Origin of the sequence: Roseicella frigidaeris, assembly GCF_003258945.1 — a bacterium.
In the GTDB taxonomy this organism is placed as follows: domain Bacteria; phylum Pseudomonadota; class Alphaproteobacteria; order Acetobacterales; family Acetobacteraceae; genus Paracraurococcus; species Paracraurococcus frigidaeris.
In genome coordinates this window covers 42241-57606 of the sequence record NZ_QLIX01000003.1, presented here as the reverse complement: position 1 = coordinate 57606, position 15366 = coordinate 42241, and the positions used below count along the sequence as shown (strand labels likewise).

12 protein-coding genes and 2 riboswitches are annotated in these 15366 nt (G+C 72.1%); of the genes, 6 read left to right on the top strand and 6 right to left on the bottom strand.

Annotated features, from left to right (window positions below):
- The first annotated feature begins 162 nt into the window (after nucleotides 1-162).
- The gene (locus tag DOO78_RS05695) at nucleotides 163-2403 is read left to right on the top strand and encodes a TonB-dependent siderophore receptor (protein ID WP_243634413.1); all 2241 of its coding nucleotides are present in this window, start codon (nucleotides 163-165) and stop codon (nucleotides 2401-2403) included.
- A gap of 119 nt (nucleotides 2404-2522) precedes the next feature.
- Here the strand turns inward: DOO78_RS05695 and DOO78_RS05690 are convergent, their stop codons facing one another.
- The 4 genes from DOO78_RS05690 to ispH form a co-directional block, all read right to left on the bottom strand.
- Complete coding sequence (locus DOO78_RS05690) at nucleotides 2523-3509, bottom strand: Bug family tripartite tricarboxylate transporter substrate binding protein (protein WP_111468780.1); 987 nt, start codon at nucleotides 3507-3509, stop codon at nucleotides 2523-2525.
- 102 nt (nucleotides 3510-3611) lie between these two features.
- On the bottom strand, nucleotides 3612-4061 hold the full coding sequence (gene rnhA / locus DOO78_RS05685; RefSeq protein WP_243634412.1) for a ribonuclease HI: 450 nt from the start codon (nucleotides 4059-4061) through the stop codon (nucleotides 3612-3614).
- 4 nt (nucleotides 4062-4065) lie between these two features.
- On the bottom strand, nucleotides 4066-5046 hold the full coding sequence (locus tag DOO78_RS05680) for a homoserine kinase (RefSeq protein WP_111468778.1): 981 nt from the start codon (nucleotides 5044-5046) through the stop codon (nucleotides 4066-4068).
- A gap of 77 nt (nucleotides 5047-5123) precedes the next feature.
- Entirely contained in the window at nucleotides 5124-6107 is a 984-nt protein-coding gene (ispH, locus tag DOO78_RS05675; protein ID WP_111468777.1) for a 4-hydroxy-3-methylbut-2-enyl diphosphate reductase, read from the bottom strand.
- Between the two features lie 213 nt (nucleotides 6108-6320).
- Between ispH and DOO78_RS05670 the strand changes: the two genes are divergently transcribed.
- From DOO78_RS05670 to DOO78_RS05650, 5 genes are all read left to right on the top strand, one after another.
- Nucleotides 6321-6776: a hypothetical protein gene (locus DOO78_RS05670; RefSeq protein ID WP_128080004.1), complete on the top strand. Its 456-nt coding sequence runs from the start codon at nucleotides 6321-6323 to the stop codon at nucleotides 6774-6776.
- Nucleotides 6777-6982: 206 nt separating this feature from the next.
- Nucleotides 6983-7094, top strand: a riboswitch (glycine riboswitch).
- A 3-nt stretch (nucleotides 7095-7097) separates the two neighbouring features.
- A riboswitch (glycine riboswitch) is annotated at nucleotides 7098-7190 on the top strand.
- Nucleotides 7191-7239: 49 nt separating this feature from the next.
- Nucleotides 7240-8346: a glycine cleavage system aminomethyltransferase GcvT gene (gene gcvT / locus DOO78_RS05665; protein WP_279387771.1), complete on the top strand. Its 1107-nt coding sequence runs from the start codon at nucleotides 7240-7242 to the stop codon at nucleotides 8344-8346.
- A gap of 16 nt (nucleotides 8347-8362) precedes the next feature.
- The gene (gene gcvH, locus DOO78_RS05660) at nucleotides 8363-8740 is read left to right on the top strand and encodes a glycine cleavage system protein GcvH (protein ID WP_111468774.1); all 378 of its coding nucleotides are present in this window, start codon (nucleotides 8363-8365) and stop codon (nucleotides 8738-8740) included.
- On the top strand, nucleotides 8737-11667 hold the full coding sequence (gene gcvP, locus DOO78_RS05655) for an aminomethyl-transferring glycine dehydrogenase (protein WP_111468773.1): 2931 nt from the start codon (nucleotides 8737-8739) through the stop codon (nucleotides 11665-11667). Before gcvH ends, gcvP begins: the two co-directional genes overlap by 4 nt.
- On the top strand, nucleotides 11664-12269 hold the full coding sequence (locus DOO78_RS05650; protein ID WP_243634411.1) for an NUDIX hydrolase: 606 nt from the start codon (nucleotides 11664-11666) through the stop codon (nucleotides 12267-12269). The genes gcvP and DOO78_RS05650 overlap by 4 nt, the downstream gene beginning before the upstream one ends.
- 69 nt (nucleotides 12270-12338) lie before the next feature.
- Here DOO78_RS05650 and DOO78_RS05645 read toward each other — a convergent pair whose 3' ends face one another.
- Both DOO78_RS05645 and DOO78_RS05640 read right to left on the bottom strand, forming a co-directional pair.
- Entirely contained in the window at nucleotides 12339-13991 is a 1653-nt protein-coding gene (locus DOO78_RS05645) for a flavin-containing monooxygenase (RefSeq protein WP_111468772.1), read from the bottom strand.
- A gap of 151 nt (nucleotides 13992-14142) precedes the next feature.
- Nucleotides 14143-15366 (bottom strand): ABC transporter substrate-binding protein, encoded by a 1224-nt coding sequence (locus tag DOO78_RS05640; protein ID WP_111469064.1) that lies wholly within the window; start codon nucleotides 15364-15366, stop codon nucleotides 14143-14145.

Genomic DNA, 15366 nt, shown 5'->3' with positions numbered 1-15366 from the left:
CCCAACGCGCCAGGACGGGCAAGGCTGCGGCCCGGCGCCGGCGCCGTGGCGCCAAAGCCACATGGATCCGCCATGGCAATGTCGCGCGGCCAGAATGCCCTTCACACTGCGACTGCGTCGCATTAGCAGACCGTCACGCTTCGGCATGGTGAGGAGGATCGGGTGCGTCGAGTTCCAGGTCAGCGCGGCAAGCGGCGGGGGTTCCGCCCGCTCGGCGCCGCGGTCCTTTCAACCCTCGCCATGGGCCCGGCCTGGGCGCAGGCGCCGGGCGAGGCGGCCGCCGACCCGACCGCCGCGGCCATCGAGCTGCCGCAGCTCGACGTGCAGGCGACGGCCTGGCGCTCCTGGCAGCCGGTCTCGGGCTATGTCGCGCCCGTCACCACCACCGGCGCCAAGACGGATACGCCGCTGATCGAGGCGCCGCAATCGGTCGGCGTCGTCACCCGCGACCAGATCGACGACCAGGGGGCGCTCAGCGTCTCGCAGGCGCTGCGCTACACCGCGGGCGTGCTGCCGGAGGTGCGGCCGAGCGCGCGCTACGACAGCGTCTTCGTGCGCGGCTTCGGCGGCCAGGGCACCGGCGCCGCCTATGTCAATTTCCTCGACGGGTTGCGCCAGGGCCGCGGCCTCTATTACGGCGTGCCGAACACCGATCCCTGGCTGCTGGAGCGCATCGAGGTGCTGCGCGGCCCGGCCTCGGTGCTCTATGGCCAGACCGGCGCCGGCGGCATCGTGAACCTCGTCAGCCGCCGCCCGACCCCGACGCCGGTGAACGAGGTGCGGCTCGAGGCCGGGTCTTACGGCCTCGCCCAGGCGGCCTTCGATTTCGGCTGGCCGCTCACCGAGGACGGCAAGTTCCTCTACCGGCTGACCGGCATCGGCCGCACCGCCAACACGCAATTCGACTTCAGCGACGAGAAGCGCATCGCCATCGCGCCCGCCCTGACCTGGCGGCCGACGGACAACACCTCCATCACCTTCCTCTCCTCCTACCAGTACGATCCCTACGGCGGCTTCTACAATTTCGTCCCGGCGCTCGGCACGGTGCTGCCCAGCCCCTATGGGCGGCTGCGGTCCAACTTCTTCGGCGGCGATCCCAACTACAACAAGTACGAGCGCACCCAGGCGGCGGTCGGCTACCAGCTCGAGCACCGGGTCGACAACGTCTGGACCGTGCGGCAGAATTTCCGCTACTCCTACGTCGATTCCGAGTTCAACGTCCTCTCGATCGCCGGCATCGGGGCGGATGGCCGCACCGCCACGCGCCGCGCCACCTTCGCCAAGGACCACGCCAACTCCTTCGCGCTGGACAACCAGGCGCAGGCCACCTTCACCACCGGGCCGCTGCAGCACACGGCGCTGTTCGGCCTCGACTGGCAGCGCACCTCCACGCGCGGGCGCATCACCACCGTCGCGGCCGGCATCCCGACCCTCAACATCTTCGCGCCGGTCTACTACCGCACCATCCCGGCCATCTACAGCGGGCTCGGCGACAAGACGAACCAGGAGACCGACCAGCTCGGCCTCTACGCCCAGGACCAGGTCTCCTACGGCCGCTGGCGGTTCAACATCGGCCTGCGCTACGACCATGCGACGCAGAACACCACCACCCACCTGGCGAGCGGCGCCAATGCGGGCCAGCAGTCGCAGGTGGATGACGAGGTGACCTGGCGCACCGGGCTGCTCTACCTGTTCGACAACGGCATCGCGCCCTATGCTAGCTACTCCACCTCCTTCCTGCCGAACGCCGGCACCTCCGCGCCGCAGCGCGGGGCCACGCCCTTCGCGCCGACGACCGGCGAGCAGTTCGAGGTCGGCGTGAAGTACCAGCCGCCTGGGATCGACAGCTTCATCCAGCTCGCGGGCTACCAGATCCGCCAGCAGAACGTGCTGACGCCCGACCCGGTCTACACCACCTTCAGCCAGCCGACCGGCGAGATCCGCTCGCGCGGCATCGAGCTCGAGGGGCGCGCCAGCCTCAACGACCACCTCGACCTCATCGGCACCTACACCTACATCGATGCCGAGATCACCAAGTCGAACACCGCGGGCGTCTCGGGCAACCGGGTGCCGCAGGTGCCGAACCACGTCGCCAGCGGCTGGGCCAATTACAGCTTCACCGATGGGGCCTTGCGCGGCCTCTCGCTCGGCGGCGGCGTCCGCTATGTCGGCTCGAGCTACGGCAACGACGCCAACGCCTTCAAGGTGAACGACGTCACCCTGTTCGACGCCGCGATCCGCTACGACATCGGCGCTCGCTTCGACCTGCCCACCAGGCTGGAGCTGACGGTGAACATGCAGAACCTGGGCGACCGCGAATACATCGCCAGCTGCTCCGCCGCCACCGCCTGCTATTTCGGCCTGCGCCGGCTGATCATCGGCGGGCTGCGGGTGCGGTGGTGAGCCGGGCCCGGGCGGCGCGCCGCTGGAGGGGGACCCACCGAAAGGCGTGACTCACGCGACCCAACACCGCGCCAGACCAGGGTCCGCGACCTTGCGGGAGCGGATCATGGTCCAGCCGGTCAATCCCGGTTCACCCCGGACTGGCGGATGATCGCCGTCCATTTCGTCACCTCGGCCGCGATGCGGGCCTGCATCGCGGCCGGGCCGCGTTCGGCCGGCGGCGACGGGCTGCTCGCCAGCTCCTGCAGCCGGGCCTGCAGGCCAGCATCCCCCTGCGCCGCCTCCAGCGCCTCCGCCAGCCGGGCGGTGACGGGGGCCGGCAGGCCGGGCGGGCCGGCGAAGCCGTTCCAGATCACCAGGTCGAAGCCCGGCAGCCCCGCCTCGGCGAAGGTCGGCACCTCGGGGAGCTGCGGGATCCGGTGCGGCGCGCTCACGGCCAGCGCAACCGCCGTGCCGCCGCGATGCGCCGGGATCATGGTCACGGTCTGATCGATGACGGCATCGACCACGCCGGCGGCGAGATCGTTCATGGCCGGGCCGGACCCGCGGTAGGATACCAGCGTGGCCTTCAGCCCAACGAGATGCAGGAGATAGCCTGGCGCCAGGTGGCTGGTCGTGCCGAGCCCGGCGGTGCCGAAGCTGACCCGCCCCTCGCTCCGGCGGATGTGGTCCAGCAGCCCGGCCAGGGTGCGTATGCCGCCGCGCGGGCTGGCCGCCAGCACCATCGGCACGTCGACGACGAGGGAGAGGGGCGTCATGTCGCGCCGCGGATCGAAGCCGCCGCCCGGGTTGAGCACGTAGCCGACCGCCATCACGCCCATGTTGCCGAAGGCCAGGGTATGGCCATCCGGCTCCGCCCGCGCCAGGCGCTGCATGCCGACCAGGCCACCGGCGCCGCTGACATTCTCGACGACCACGCTGCGGCCGAGGCCGGGGGCCATGGCCTGGGCGAAGAAGCGCGCGACCGCATCGAGCGTGCCGCCGGGGGCGGAGGGCACGATGATCGTCACGGTGCGCTGCGGAAAGGCTTCGGCACGGGCCCCCGCGGCGGGGGCCGCGAGCAACGGCGTGGCCAGCGCCAGGCGCCGGCTGACGGATCGTGGCATGGCGACCTCCCCTGACCGCACGGGACCGAGGCGCCGACTCTGCCGCCTGCGGCGCCGGGCGCCTAGGGCACTTCCCCTGAACACCGGTTCACGGGAAGCGCCCTAGCCCAGCCGCAGCCGCGCCTCGGTCGCCAGCCGGTCCGCCCGCTCGTTCATCGGGTCGCCGGCATGGCCGCGCACCCAGCGCCACTCCACCTCATGCGGCTTCGCCGCGGCCAGCAGGCGCTGCCACAGCGCCATGTTCGCCACCGGCTCCTTCGCCGCGTTGCGCCAGTTGTTGCGCACCCAGCCGTTGATCCAGCGGCTGATGCCGTTGCGCACGTATTCGCTGTCGGTGTGCAGCACAACCTTGCGCGGCCGCTTCAGCGCCTCGAGCGCGCTGATCGCCGCCATCAGCTCCATGCGGTTGTTGGTGGTCGCCGGGTCGCCGCCGGAGAGCTCCCGCTCCACCGCGCCGTAGCGCAGGATCGCCGCCCAGCCGCCGGGGCCGGGATTGGGCTTGCAGCCGCCATCGGTCCAGATCTCGACCGGCGCCGCCTCGTCAGGGGCCAAGGCGTCAGAGGCCAAGGGAGGCGGGCCCCTCGGCGCGGGCGAAGAAGCGCAGCTTGCGCAGGTATTCCAGCGGGTCCTTGCGGGTGACCAGCGCCCCGGCCGGCGTCGCCGTCCAGTCATAGAGCCGCGTCAGCAGGAAGCGCATCGCCGCGCCGCGGCAGAGCACCGGCAGCGCCGCCCGCTCCGCCGCCGAGAGCGGCCGCAGCCGCTGATAGGCGGCGAGCAGCGCATGCGCCCGGGTCACGTTGTAGGAGCCGTCCGCCTCGAAGCACCAGGCGTTCAGGCAGACCGCGATGTCATAGGCCAGCAGGTCGGTGCAGGCGAAGTAGAAGTCGATCAGGCCGGAGACGCAGGGGCGGCCATCCGCGCCGTCGAGGAAGAAGACGTTGTCGGGAAAGAGGTCGGCATGGATCTGCCCGAGCGGCAGCGTATCCGTCGCCGGCCAGGCGGCCAGGATGCCGGCGAGCGCCGCGTCCAGCTCGGCGACCAGGCCCGGCTGCACCGCATCGCCCCCCGGCCGGCAGCGCTCCAGCAGCGGCCCCCAGGCCTCGGGGCCGAGGCCGTTCGGCCGCATCTCGGCGAAATCCGCCCCCGCCAGGTGCAGCCGCGCCAGCGCCCCGCCGAGCGGCGCGCAATGCTCCGGCCGCACGCGGCGCGGCCAGAGGCCGGGGAGGAAGGTGCAGATCGCCGCCGGCCGGCCCGCCAGGCTGCGGAGCGCCAGCCCGTCCGTCGCCTTCACCGGCAGCGGGCAGCCGATGCCGCGCGCCGCCAGATGCTCCATCAGGGCGAGGAACCAGGGCAGCTCGCGCGGATCGACCCGCTTCTCGTAGAGGGTCAGGATGAAGTCGCCCGCCGCGGTCTTCAGCGCGTAATTCGAGTTCTCCACGCCCTCGGCGATGCCGCGGAAGGCGAGCAGCTCGCCGAGGGCATAATCGGCGAGGAAGGCGCGCAGCGCCTCGTCGGTGACTTCGGTGTAGACGGCCATGCGGGGCTTCTACAGCGGATCGCCCCGCGGGCGGAATGCCCCCGCCCCGCTCCTCCGCGCCGGCGCGGCGCCGGCCGTCAGGCGTGCTGCAGGCCGGAGGGCAGCTTGAAGGTGATGCGCTCCTCGGCCACCACCACCTCCTCGATGACGATCTCGAAATGCTCGGAGAGCCGGGTCAGCACCTCCTCGACCAGCACCTCCGGCGCGCTGGCCCCGGCGGTGATGCCGACGGTGCCGAGCCCGGCGGCGAGCGTGGGGTCGAGGTCGCGGCCGCGCTGGACCATGAGGGCGCGCGGGCAGCCGGCCCGCTTCGCCACCTCGACCAGCCGCAGCGAGTTCGAGGAATTGGGCGCGCCGACCACCACCATCAGCTCCGCCCGTGGGGCGATCGCCTTCACCGCCGCCTGGCGGTTGGTGGTGGCGTAGCAGATATCCTCCTTGGCCGGGGCGTGGATCGCCGGGAAGCGCTGGCGCAGCGCCGCGACGATGCCGGCGGTGTCGTCGACCGAGAGGGTGGTCTGGGTGATGAAGGCGAGCGGGCGCTCCGTCGGCACCGCGACGCTGCGCGCCTGCTCCTCGTCCTCGACCAGCGTCACCGTGCCCTGGGGGAGCTGCCCCATGGTGCCCACCACCTCCGGATGGCCGGCATGGCCGATCAGCAGGATGTGGCGGCCGCGGGAGAAATGCTGCTCCGCCTCCCGGTGCACCTTGCTGACCAGCGGGCAGGTGGCGTCGAGATAGAAGAGGTTGCGCCGGCTCGCCTCGGCGGGGACCGATTTCGGCACGCCATGGGCGCTGAAGACCACCGGCGCGTCGTCCGGCACCTCGTCCAGCTCCTCGACGAAGATCGCCCCCTGGCGCTCCAGGCTCTCGACGACGTAGCGGTTGTGTACGATCTCGTGCCGGACGTAGACAGGCGCGCCGTAGCGGCGGATCGCCTCCTCGACGATCTTGATGGCGCGATCCACGCCGGCGCAGAAGCCGCGCGGGCCAGCCAGCAGGACGTTGAGGCGGGGCTTGCCGCCGGCGTCGCTGGGGCGTGCGGTGGTGGTCTGGTGCATGGGCTGGGTTCGCTCGCGGGCCACGGGTTGCCGTGCCGGCCGGCCGGCGGGCAGGGTGCGTCTGGTATTGTCCAGTGGCGCACACTAGCCAGCGCGGCTTTGGGCTCAAGGGGGAAGATGGGGATGCGGGTGCGGTTTGTCCTGGGGGCCATGGGCGCCATGGCGGCCCTGGCGCTTTCGGGGTGCGGGGATACGAGCAATCAGCGGCTGCCGGTGGCCTGTCCGCGGCCGGGCATCCTGGGGGAGGGCGCCGACCTCACCCGCTACCGCCCCGGCGCGGTGCGCGACCTGACGACCCTGGAATGGGATGCGCGGCTGGCCGGGATCAGCGGCGGCTGCAACCCGGGCAACAAGAATCGCAGCATCGATGTCACGTTGAGCGCCAATTTCACCGTCGAGCGCGGCGCCGGCACCGAGGGGCGGGTGGTCGACCTGCCCTGGTTCGTCGCCGTGGTCGATGCCCGGGACGAGCGGATCCTGGCCCGGCACAGCTTCGTCGACCGCATCCTCTTCGCCCGCAACGAGACGCGGACCAACGCCGAGAGCGCGCCGGTCAGCCTCACCCTGCCGGTGGGGGAGGGGCGCCGCGGCACGGATTACCGCGTCTACGTCTCCTTCGACCTGACGCCGGAGGATCTCGCCCTCAACCGCCGGCGCGGGCCGCGCTGATTCATGTCCCCGCGACGCCGCCGCGCGTCTTCGCGGGGGGGGCCGGGATGTCCCTCCTGGCCGAGGGGGCGTCACAGCCTGCCGCGGCGAGGCCGCGGCAGGGCAACGGGGGGGCGAGGGCTTCGATGGGTGGGCCTGAACCTCAGGCGCCGCCGTGCGGCGCGGTTGCGCCGGGGGGGGCGCCGGGTTAGACCGGACGCTCCCGCTGATCCCGCGCGGGAGAGAGGGTGGCATCCGGCCGTGACGGCCGGGCGGCCGCCCCGCCGAAGGCGCAACCGGCCCCCGGAAACGCTCAGGCAGAAGGGCCGCGCGGGGAAGGGGCCTCTGGAAAGCCTGGCTGCCGCAGGGCGGCCGGCACCGACGGAGTAAGGCCGCAAGCCAGCCGGCCGAATCTCTCAGGTCACCGGACAGAGGGGGGCCACGGAGCAGCAACTCGCGCCACGCAGCCGTGGCAGGGGGAACCGTGGCGGAATCGGAGACATTGTTGGAAACGCCGCTCGGCGGCCTGCATCGCGCGCTCGGCGGGCGCATGGTGGGCTTCGCCGGCTATGCCATGCCGGTGCAGTACCCGGCCGGCATCATGGCCGAGCACCTGCACTGCCGCAGCGCCGCCTCGCTCTTCGACGTCTCGCATATGGGCCAGGCGGAGCTGCGGGGCGAGGGCGCCGCGGCGGCGCTGGAGCGGGTGACGCCGGCCGACATCCAGGGGCTGAAGCCCGGCCGCCAGCGCTACGGCCTGCTGACCACCGAGGCGGGCGGCATCTTCGATGACTTCATGGTGGCCAATCTCGGCGACCGGCTGTTCCTCGTCGTCAATGCCAGCCGCAAGGCGGTGGATTTCCCGCTGATCGAGGCCGCCCTGCCGGCCGGCGTCACCCTGCGCCCGCTGCCCGAGCGCGCCCTGCTCGCCCTGCAGGGCCCGGCCGTCGCCGGGCTGCTGGACCGCCTCGCCCCGGCCCTCGCCGCCCTCTCCTTCATGGGGGTGGCCGAGGCCGAGATCGGCGGCATCCCGGTGCTCGCCTCGCGCTCCGGCTATACCGGCGAGGACGGGGTCGAGATCAGCGTCGCCGCCGACCGGGCCGAGGCGCTGGCGCGGCGGCTGCTGGAGCAGCCGGGGGTGCAGCCGGCCGGGCTCGGCGCCCGCGATTCGCTGCGGCTGGAGGCCGGGCTTTGCCTCTACGGCAACGATATCGACGAGACGACCAGCCCGGTGGAGGCGGCCCTCACCTGGTCGATCGGCAAGCGCCGGCGCATGGCCTGGGATTTTCCCGGCGCCGCGCGGGTGCGGCAGGAGCTGGCCGATGGCCCGGCCCGGCTGCGCGTCGGCCTGCGGCCGGAGGGGCGGCAGCCGGCCCGCGCCCATACCCCGATCCAGGCCGCCGATGGCAGCCCGGTGGGCGAGGTGACCTCCGGCGGCTTCGGCCCCTCGCTGAATGCCCCGATCGCCATGGGCTATGTCGCCCGCGCCCAGGCCGAGGACGGCACGGCGCTCGATCTGATGGTGCGCGGCAAGGCCCTGCCGGCCCGCATCGCCCCCACCCCCTTCTGTCCCCATCGCTACAAGCGCTGATCCGGAGAGCCGCTCCATGTCCGAGCTGAAATTCACCAAGGACCATGAATGGGTGCGCCAGGACGGCGACGCCGCGGTGATCGGCATCACCGACCATGCGCAGAACGCGCTCGGCGACGTCGTCTTCGTCGAGCTGCCGGAGGTGGGCCGCGAGGTCGCGGCGGGCGAGGCCTGCGCGGTGGTGGAGAGCGTGAAGGCCGCCTCCGACGTCTATGCCCCGATCGCCGGCCGGGTGGTGGAGGTGAACGCCGCCCTCGCCGAGGATCCGGCGCTGATCAACCAGGACCCCGTCGGCCAGGGCTGGTTCTTCAAGCTCGAGCCGAAGGACCCGGCCGAGATCGCGGCGCTGCTGGACGAGGCGGCCTATGCCCGCTTCGTGGAGAGCGAGGCATGAGCCTCGGCACCCCGGACGGGAGGACGGCGGAGAGGGCGCCGCTCGACGCCCTCGCGGCGCTCGAGGATGGGGGCGAGTTCGCCCGCCGCCATATCGGGCCCGGCCCCGAGGACATCGCCGCCATGCTGCAGGTGGTCGGGGTGCCGAGCCTGGAGGCGCTGGCCGCGCGCACCGTGCCGGCGGCGATCGCCGGCGCCGATCTCTCGGCCCTGCCGCCGCCGGCGACCGAGGCCGAGGCGATCGCCGAGTTGCGGGCGCTGTCGGAGCGGAACCGCCGCGTGAAGTCGCTCATCGGCCTCGGCTACCACAACACCCATGTGCCGCCGGTGATCCTGCGCAACGTGCTGGAGAATCCCGGCTGGTACACCGCCTACACGCCCTACCAGGCGGAGATCGCCCAGGGGCGGCTCGAGGCGCTGGTGAATTTCCAGACCCTGGTGGCCGACCTCACCGGCCTGCCGGTCGCCAATGCCTCGCTGCTCGACGAGGCGACGGCGGCGGCCGAGGCGGTGGCGCTGGCGCATGCCGCGCACAAGGCCAAGGGCCGCATCCTGCTCGCCGCCGCCGACCTGCATCCGCAGACCCTGGCCGTGGTGCGGACGCGCGCGGAGCCGGTCGGCATCGAGGTGGTGGTCGCCCCGCCGGCCGAGATCGCAGCGCGTGCGAAGGCGGACAAGCCCTTCGCCGTGCTGCTGCAATATCCCGGCACCACCGGCGAGGTGCGGGACCTGGCGCCCGAGATCGCCGCGGCGCATGACGCCGGCGGCCTCGCCATCGTCGCCGCCGACCCGCTCGCCCTCTGCCTGCTGACGCCGCCCGGCGAGATGGGCGCCGATGTGGTGGTGGGCAGCACCCAGCGCTTCGGCGTGCCGCTCGGCTATGGCGGGCCGCATGCCGCCTATATGGCGGTGAAGGACGGGCTGAAGCGGCTGCTGCCGGGCCGCCTCGTCGGCGTCTCGGTCGATGCCGCCGGCAGCCCGGCCATGCGCCTCGCCCTGCAGACGCGCGAGCAGCATATCCGGCGCGAGAAGGCGACCTCGAACATCTGCACCGCGCAGGTGCTGCTGGCGGTGATGGCCAGCATGTACGCCGTCTGGCACGGGCCGGACGGGTTGAGGCGCATCGCCGGGCGGGTCGCGTTGCAGGCGCGGCTGCTCGCCGGCGCAGCGCGGCGGGGCGGCTTCGCGCTGCGCCACGACGCCGTCTTCGACACCATCGCCATCGAGGCGGGGGAGCGCGCCGGGTCGCTGGTGGAGGCGGCGCTGGCGCAGGGCTTCAACCTGCGCCGGGAGGGCGGGCTGGTCTGCCTCGCCCTCGACGAGACCGTCACCCGCGCCGAGCTGGCGACGCTCGCGGCGCTGCTCGGCGGCGGCGCGCTGGACGGCATCGCGCCCGAGGGCGGCATCCCGGCCTCGCTCCTCCGCCAGAGCGGCTTCTGCGCGGCCGAGGTGTTCAACAGCCACCATAGCGAGCATGCGATGCTCCGCTACCTGAAGCGGCTGGAGGACAAGGACGTCGCGCTGAACCGCAGCATGATCCCGCTCGGCTCCTGCACGATGAAGCTGAACGCGACCGCGGAGATGATCCCGATCACCTTCCCGGGCTTCGCCGAGATCCATCCCTTCGCCCCGGCGGACCAGGCCGAGGGGTATCTCGAGATGATCCGCCGGCTGCAATCCTGGCTCTGCGCCGTCACCGGCTTCGCCGCCGTCTCCGTGCAGCCGAATGCCGGCAGCCAGGGCGAATATGCCGGGCTGCTGGCGATCCGCGCCTGGCACCGGGCGCGGGGCGAGACGGAGCGGGATGTCTGCCTCATCCCCGCCTCGGCGCATGGCACCAACCCGGCGAGCGCGGTGATGGCCGGGATGAAGGTGGTCGTCGTCGGCTGCGACCGGGAGGGCAATGTCGACCTCGCCGATCTGCGGGCGAAGGCCGAGCAGCATTCGGCGCGGCTGGCGGCGCTGATGATCACCTATCCGAGCACGCATGGCGTGTTCGAGGAGGAGATCCGCGGCATCTGCGAGCTGGTCCATGCCCATGGCGGCCAAGTCTACATGGACGGCGCCAACATGAATGCGCAGGTCGGGCTGACCAGCCCGGCGGCGATCGGCGCCGATGTCTGCCACCTGAACCTGCACAAGACCTTCTGCATCCCGCATGGCGGCGGCGGCCCGGGCATCGGGCCGATCGGCGTCGCGGCGCATCTGGCGCCGCACCTGCCCAACCACCCGCTGCTGGCCGAGGCGGGGCCGGCGACGGGCTATGGCCCGGTCGCGGCCGCGCCCTTCGGCTCGGCCTCCATCCTGCCCATCTCCTACGCCTATATCCGCATGATGGGCGCCGAGGGGCTGCGGCGGGCGACCGCGGTCGCCATCCTCAGCGCCAATTACGTGGCGCGGCGGCTGGAGGGGCATTTCCCGGTGCTCTATCGCGGCCAGCGGGGGATGGTGGCGCATGAATGCATCCTCGACTGCCGCGGCTTCCAGCAGGGGGGCGGCGTGCTGGTCGAGGACATCGCCAAGCGGCTGCAGGATTACGGCTACCACGCGCCCACCATGTCCTGGCCGGTGCCCGGCACGCTGATGGTCGAGCCGACCGAGAGCGAGCCGAAGGAGGAGCTGGACCGCTTCTGCGACGCCATGATCGCCATCCGCGCCGAGATCCGGGCGGTGGAGCAGGGCCGCGCCGACAGGGCGGACAACCCGCTGAAGAACGCGCCGCACACCGCGGCCGAGGTCATGGCGGCGGACTGGTCGCATCCCTACAGCCGCGAGCAGGCGGCCTTCCCGCTGCCCTTCGTGCGGGGGCACAAATTCTGGCCGCCGGTGAAGCGCGTGGACAATGTCCATGGCGACCGCAACCTGGTCTGCACCTGCGCCCCGCTCGAGGACTATGCGCAGCAGATGCAGCTCCAGGCGGCGGAGTGACGGAGGAGACCCCGCCGGCCGGCTGGCCGGTGGGACCGCTGCCGGAGGCGGAGCGGCCCTGGCGGCTGCTCTCCCGCCGCGCGGTGGTGCGCGACCGGCATCTCGACCTCGATGCCGAGGCGGTGGAGACGGGCGCGGGCGCGGTGCTCGACCCCTATTGGGTGATGACCTACCCGGACTGGGTGCTGGTGGTGGCGCTGACGCCGGAGGACCGCCTGGTGCTGGTGCGGCAATGGCGCCAGGGGGCCAAGGCCTGGGTGCTGGAGCCGCCGGGCGGCGTGATGGATGTCGGCGACGCCGATCCTTGCGCGACGGCGGCGCGCGAGCTGCGGGAGGAGACCGGCTATGCCGCGGCGCGGCTGCGCCTGGTGGCCTCGCTCTGGTCGGACCCGGCGCATAACAGCAACCGCCTGCATGTGGTGCTGGCCGAGGAGGCGGTCGATACCGGGCGGCTGGCGCGCGAGGCCGGCGAGGAGCTGGAGACGGTGCTGCTGCCCGCCTCCGAGGCGCTGGCCGGCGCCGCGGCCGGCCGCTTCGCCCATGCCATGCATCTCGGCGGCCTGCTGCTGGCGCTGCGGGCCGCCGGGCGGCTGTCCTTCTGATATCGGGCGCCCGAATGGGCGCCACCGGCTTATGCCGCGAAGCCAAGCGAACCGGAGGTTCGCGCCCGGCTATTCCGCCGCGGCGGCGGGCGTCGTCTCCCCGGCCAGCGCGAAGCCGCGATAGCCCTCGGCGGCGATCGTGTCGCAGGTCTCGCGATAGGCGCCGACGCCGCCGATATAGGGCATGAAGACCCGCGGCTTGCCCGGGATGTTCGCGCCCATGTACCAGGAGGCGGCCGAGGGGTAGAGCGTCTTCTCCGCCACCTCCATGCCATGCCGCACCCACGCCTCCTGCGCCTGCTCGGTCGCCTCGACGCGGGCGAGGCCGCGATCCTGCATGTGGCCGAGCAGCCCGGTGATCCAGTCCACATGCTGCTCGACCGAGACGATCATGTTGCTGAGCACCGAGGGGCTGCCCGGCCCGGTGATCATGAACATGTTGGGGAAGCCCGCGACCATCAGGCCGAGATAGCTGCGCGGCCCGTGCTCCCACTCCGCCGAGAGGCGGCGGCCGCCGCGGCCCGCGAAATCGACCTTCAGCAGCGCCCCCGTCATGGCGTCGAAGCCGGTGGCGAAGACGATGACGTCGAATTCGCGGGTGCCGTCGCTGGTGCGGATGCCGGTCTCGGTGATGGTCTCGATCGGCGTCTTGCGCAGGTTGACCAGGGCGACGTTCGGCCGGTTGTAGGTCTCGTAGTAGTCGGTGTCGACGCAGATGCGCTTGGTGCCGATCGGGTGGTCCTTCGGTGCCAGCGCCTCGGCGGTCTCCGGGTCCTTGACGATCGACCGGATCTTGTTGCGCACGAACTCCGCCGCGGTGTCGTTGGACGCCTTGTTGAGGATCAGGTCGTGATAGGCGCCCATGAAGGCGGTGCCGCCATTGGCCCAGCGCCGCTCGTATTCCGCGCTGCGCGTCGCCTCATCGACCTCGATCGCCGATTGCGGGTTGATGTCGTAGAGGATGCCGGTGCGCATCAGGCGCGCCTGCCGCCGCTTCGCCGGGTAGTCGGATTTCCACCAGGCCTCGTATTCCGCATCCATCGGCGCGTTGCGCGAGGGGATGGAGAAGTTCGGCGTGCGCTGGAAGACCGTGACCTGCGCCGCCTCGGCGGCGATCACCGGGATCGCCTGGATGGCCGAGGAGCCGGTGCCGATCACCGCCACCCGCTTGCCGCTGAAATCCACCTTGCGATGCGGCCAGTAGCCGGTGTGGTAGGTCTCGCCGCCGAAGCTGGCGATGCCGGGGATGTCCGGCAGCCGCGCCGCCGAGAGGCAGCCCGTCGCCATGATGCAGAAGCGCGCCGAGACCACCTCGCCGGCCTCGGTGGCGACGGTCCAGCGATCCGCCGCCTCGTCGTAGCGGGCGCTGGCCACGCGGGTCTCGAAATGGATGTCGCGGCGCAGGTCGTAGCGGTCGGCGACGTGGTTGGCGTAGCGCAGGATCTCCGGCTGGGCGGCGAAGCGCTCGCTCCAGTGCCAGTCCTGCTGCAGCGCCTCGTCGAAGGAGAAGGAGTACTGCATGCTCTCGACGTCGCAGCGGGCGCCGGGGTAGCGGTTCCAGTACCAGGTGCCGCCGACCCCGTCCGCGGCCTCGAGGATGCGGGCCGAGAGGCCGAGGCCGCGCAACCGGTGCAGCATGTACAGGCCGCCGAAGCCGGCGCCGACGATGACGGCATCCAGGCGGGCGGGCAGGGGCTTCCTGGCGGGGCTGGTCTCGGCCATTCCTCTCTCCGGACTGCGATCTCTGGCGGATCATAGATTGCAAGCTAACTATATCGGCGCATGAAGCGGCGGCGCCTGTCAACTCATCTTGCGGCCGGCGCTCGCCGGCCGGCCGCACGATGTGGGCCTTCTCAAGGGGTTGGCGGCCGCTTCACCGCTTCACCAGCGGGCATTCGCTCTGCGCCAGGGAGCGGAAGGCCTCCTCGCCGGGGATGCGGGTGAGGATGCGGTAATAGTCCCAGGGGCCCTTGCTCTCCTCCGGCGCCTTGGCCTGGACCAGCAGCATGTCGTGCAGCACCCGGCCATCCTCGCGGATGCGGACGTTGTCGTTGTTCATGTCCTGCACCGGCATCCGCCGCATCATGGCGGCGACGGCCTCGCCGTCATCCGTGCCGGCCGCCTCCACCGCCCGCAGGTAGTGGCGCACCGCCGAATAGGTGCCGGCCTGCACCATGGTGGCGGCGCGGCCGCCATGCGCGGCGGCGAAGCGCCTGTGCCAGTCCCGCGTCCGCTCGTCGCGGTCCCAGTAATAGCTGGTCGTCGCCACCAGCCCCTGGGTCACCGGCAGGCCGAGGGCATGGATGTTGCTGATGAAGACCAGCATCCCGGCCATGCGCTGGCCGCCCTTCACCAGGCCGAATTCGGCTGCCTGCTTCAGCGCGTTGTCGAAATCCGTCCCGGCATTGGCGAAGCCGACCACCTTGGCGCGCGAGCCCTGGGCCTGCAGCAGGAAGGAGGAGAAGTCGGCGGTGTTCAGCGGGTGCCGCACCGAGCCGAGCACCCGGCCGCCGGCATCGCGCACGAAGGCGCTGGTGTCGCGCTCCAGCGCATGGCCGAAGGTGTAGTCGGCGGTGATGAAGAACCAGGAATTGCCGCCCTGCTGGGTCAGCGCCCGGCCGGTGCCGTAGGCGAGGGCGTAGGTGTCGTAGGTGAAGTGGAAGCCGGTCGGGCTGCAGAACTTGCCCGTCAGGTCGGAGGTCGCCGGGCCGCTCGCCAGGAAGACCTTCTTCTTCTCCTTCGTCACCTCCTGGATGGCCAGGGAGGAGGAGCTGGCCGAGCCGTCGGCGATGGCGTCCACCCGGTCGCTGTCGATCCAGCGCCGGGCGGTGGCGGAGGCGATGTCGGCGCGGTTCTGGCTGTCGGCGAAGACGATCTCGATCGGCCGGCCGAGCAGCGTGTTGCCGAACTCCGCCGCCGCCAGCCGCGCCGCGACGACCGAGCCCTGGCCGCCGATATCGGCATAGACGCTGCTCTGGTCGTTCAGCACGCCGATGCGGATGGCCTCGTCCGAGACCTGGGCATGAGCGGGGCGCGGCGCGGCGCAGGGCGCGGCGATGAGGCTGGCGCAGAGCAGCGCCGTCCAGCGAGGCAGCAT

Coding starts and splice junctions, on each gene's coding strand:
- DOO78_RS05680 (WP_111468778.1), bottom strand. CDS start 5,046: ATGGCCGTCTACACCGAAGTCACCGACGAGGCGCTGCGCGCCTTCCTC.
- DOO78_RS05690 (WP_111468780.1), bottom strand. CDS start 3,509: ATGCCACGATCCGTCAGCCGGCGCCTGGCGCTGGCCACGCCGTTGCTC.
- ispH (WP_111468777.1), bottom strand. CDS start 6,107: ATGCACCAGACCACCACCGCACGCCCCAGCGACGCCGGCGGCAAGCCC.
- gcvH (WP_111468774.1), top strand. CDS start 8,363: ATGTCCGAGCTGAAATTCACCAAGGACCATGAATGGGTGCGCCAGGAC.
- DOO78_RS05645 (WP_111468772.1), bottom strand. CDS start 13,991: ATGGCCGAGACCAGCCCCGCCAGGAAGCCCCTGCCCGCCCGCCTGGAT.
- DOO78_RS05640 (WP_111469064.1), bottom strand. CDS start 15,366: ATGCTGCCTCGCTGGACGGCGCTGCTCTGCGCCAGCCTCATCGCCGCG.
- gcvP (WP_111468773.1), top strand. CDS start 8,737: ATGAGCCTCGGCACCCCGGACGGGAGGACGGCGGAGAGGGCGCCGCTC.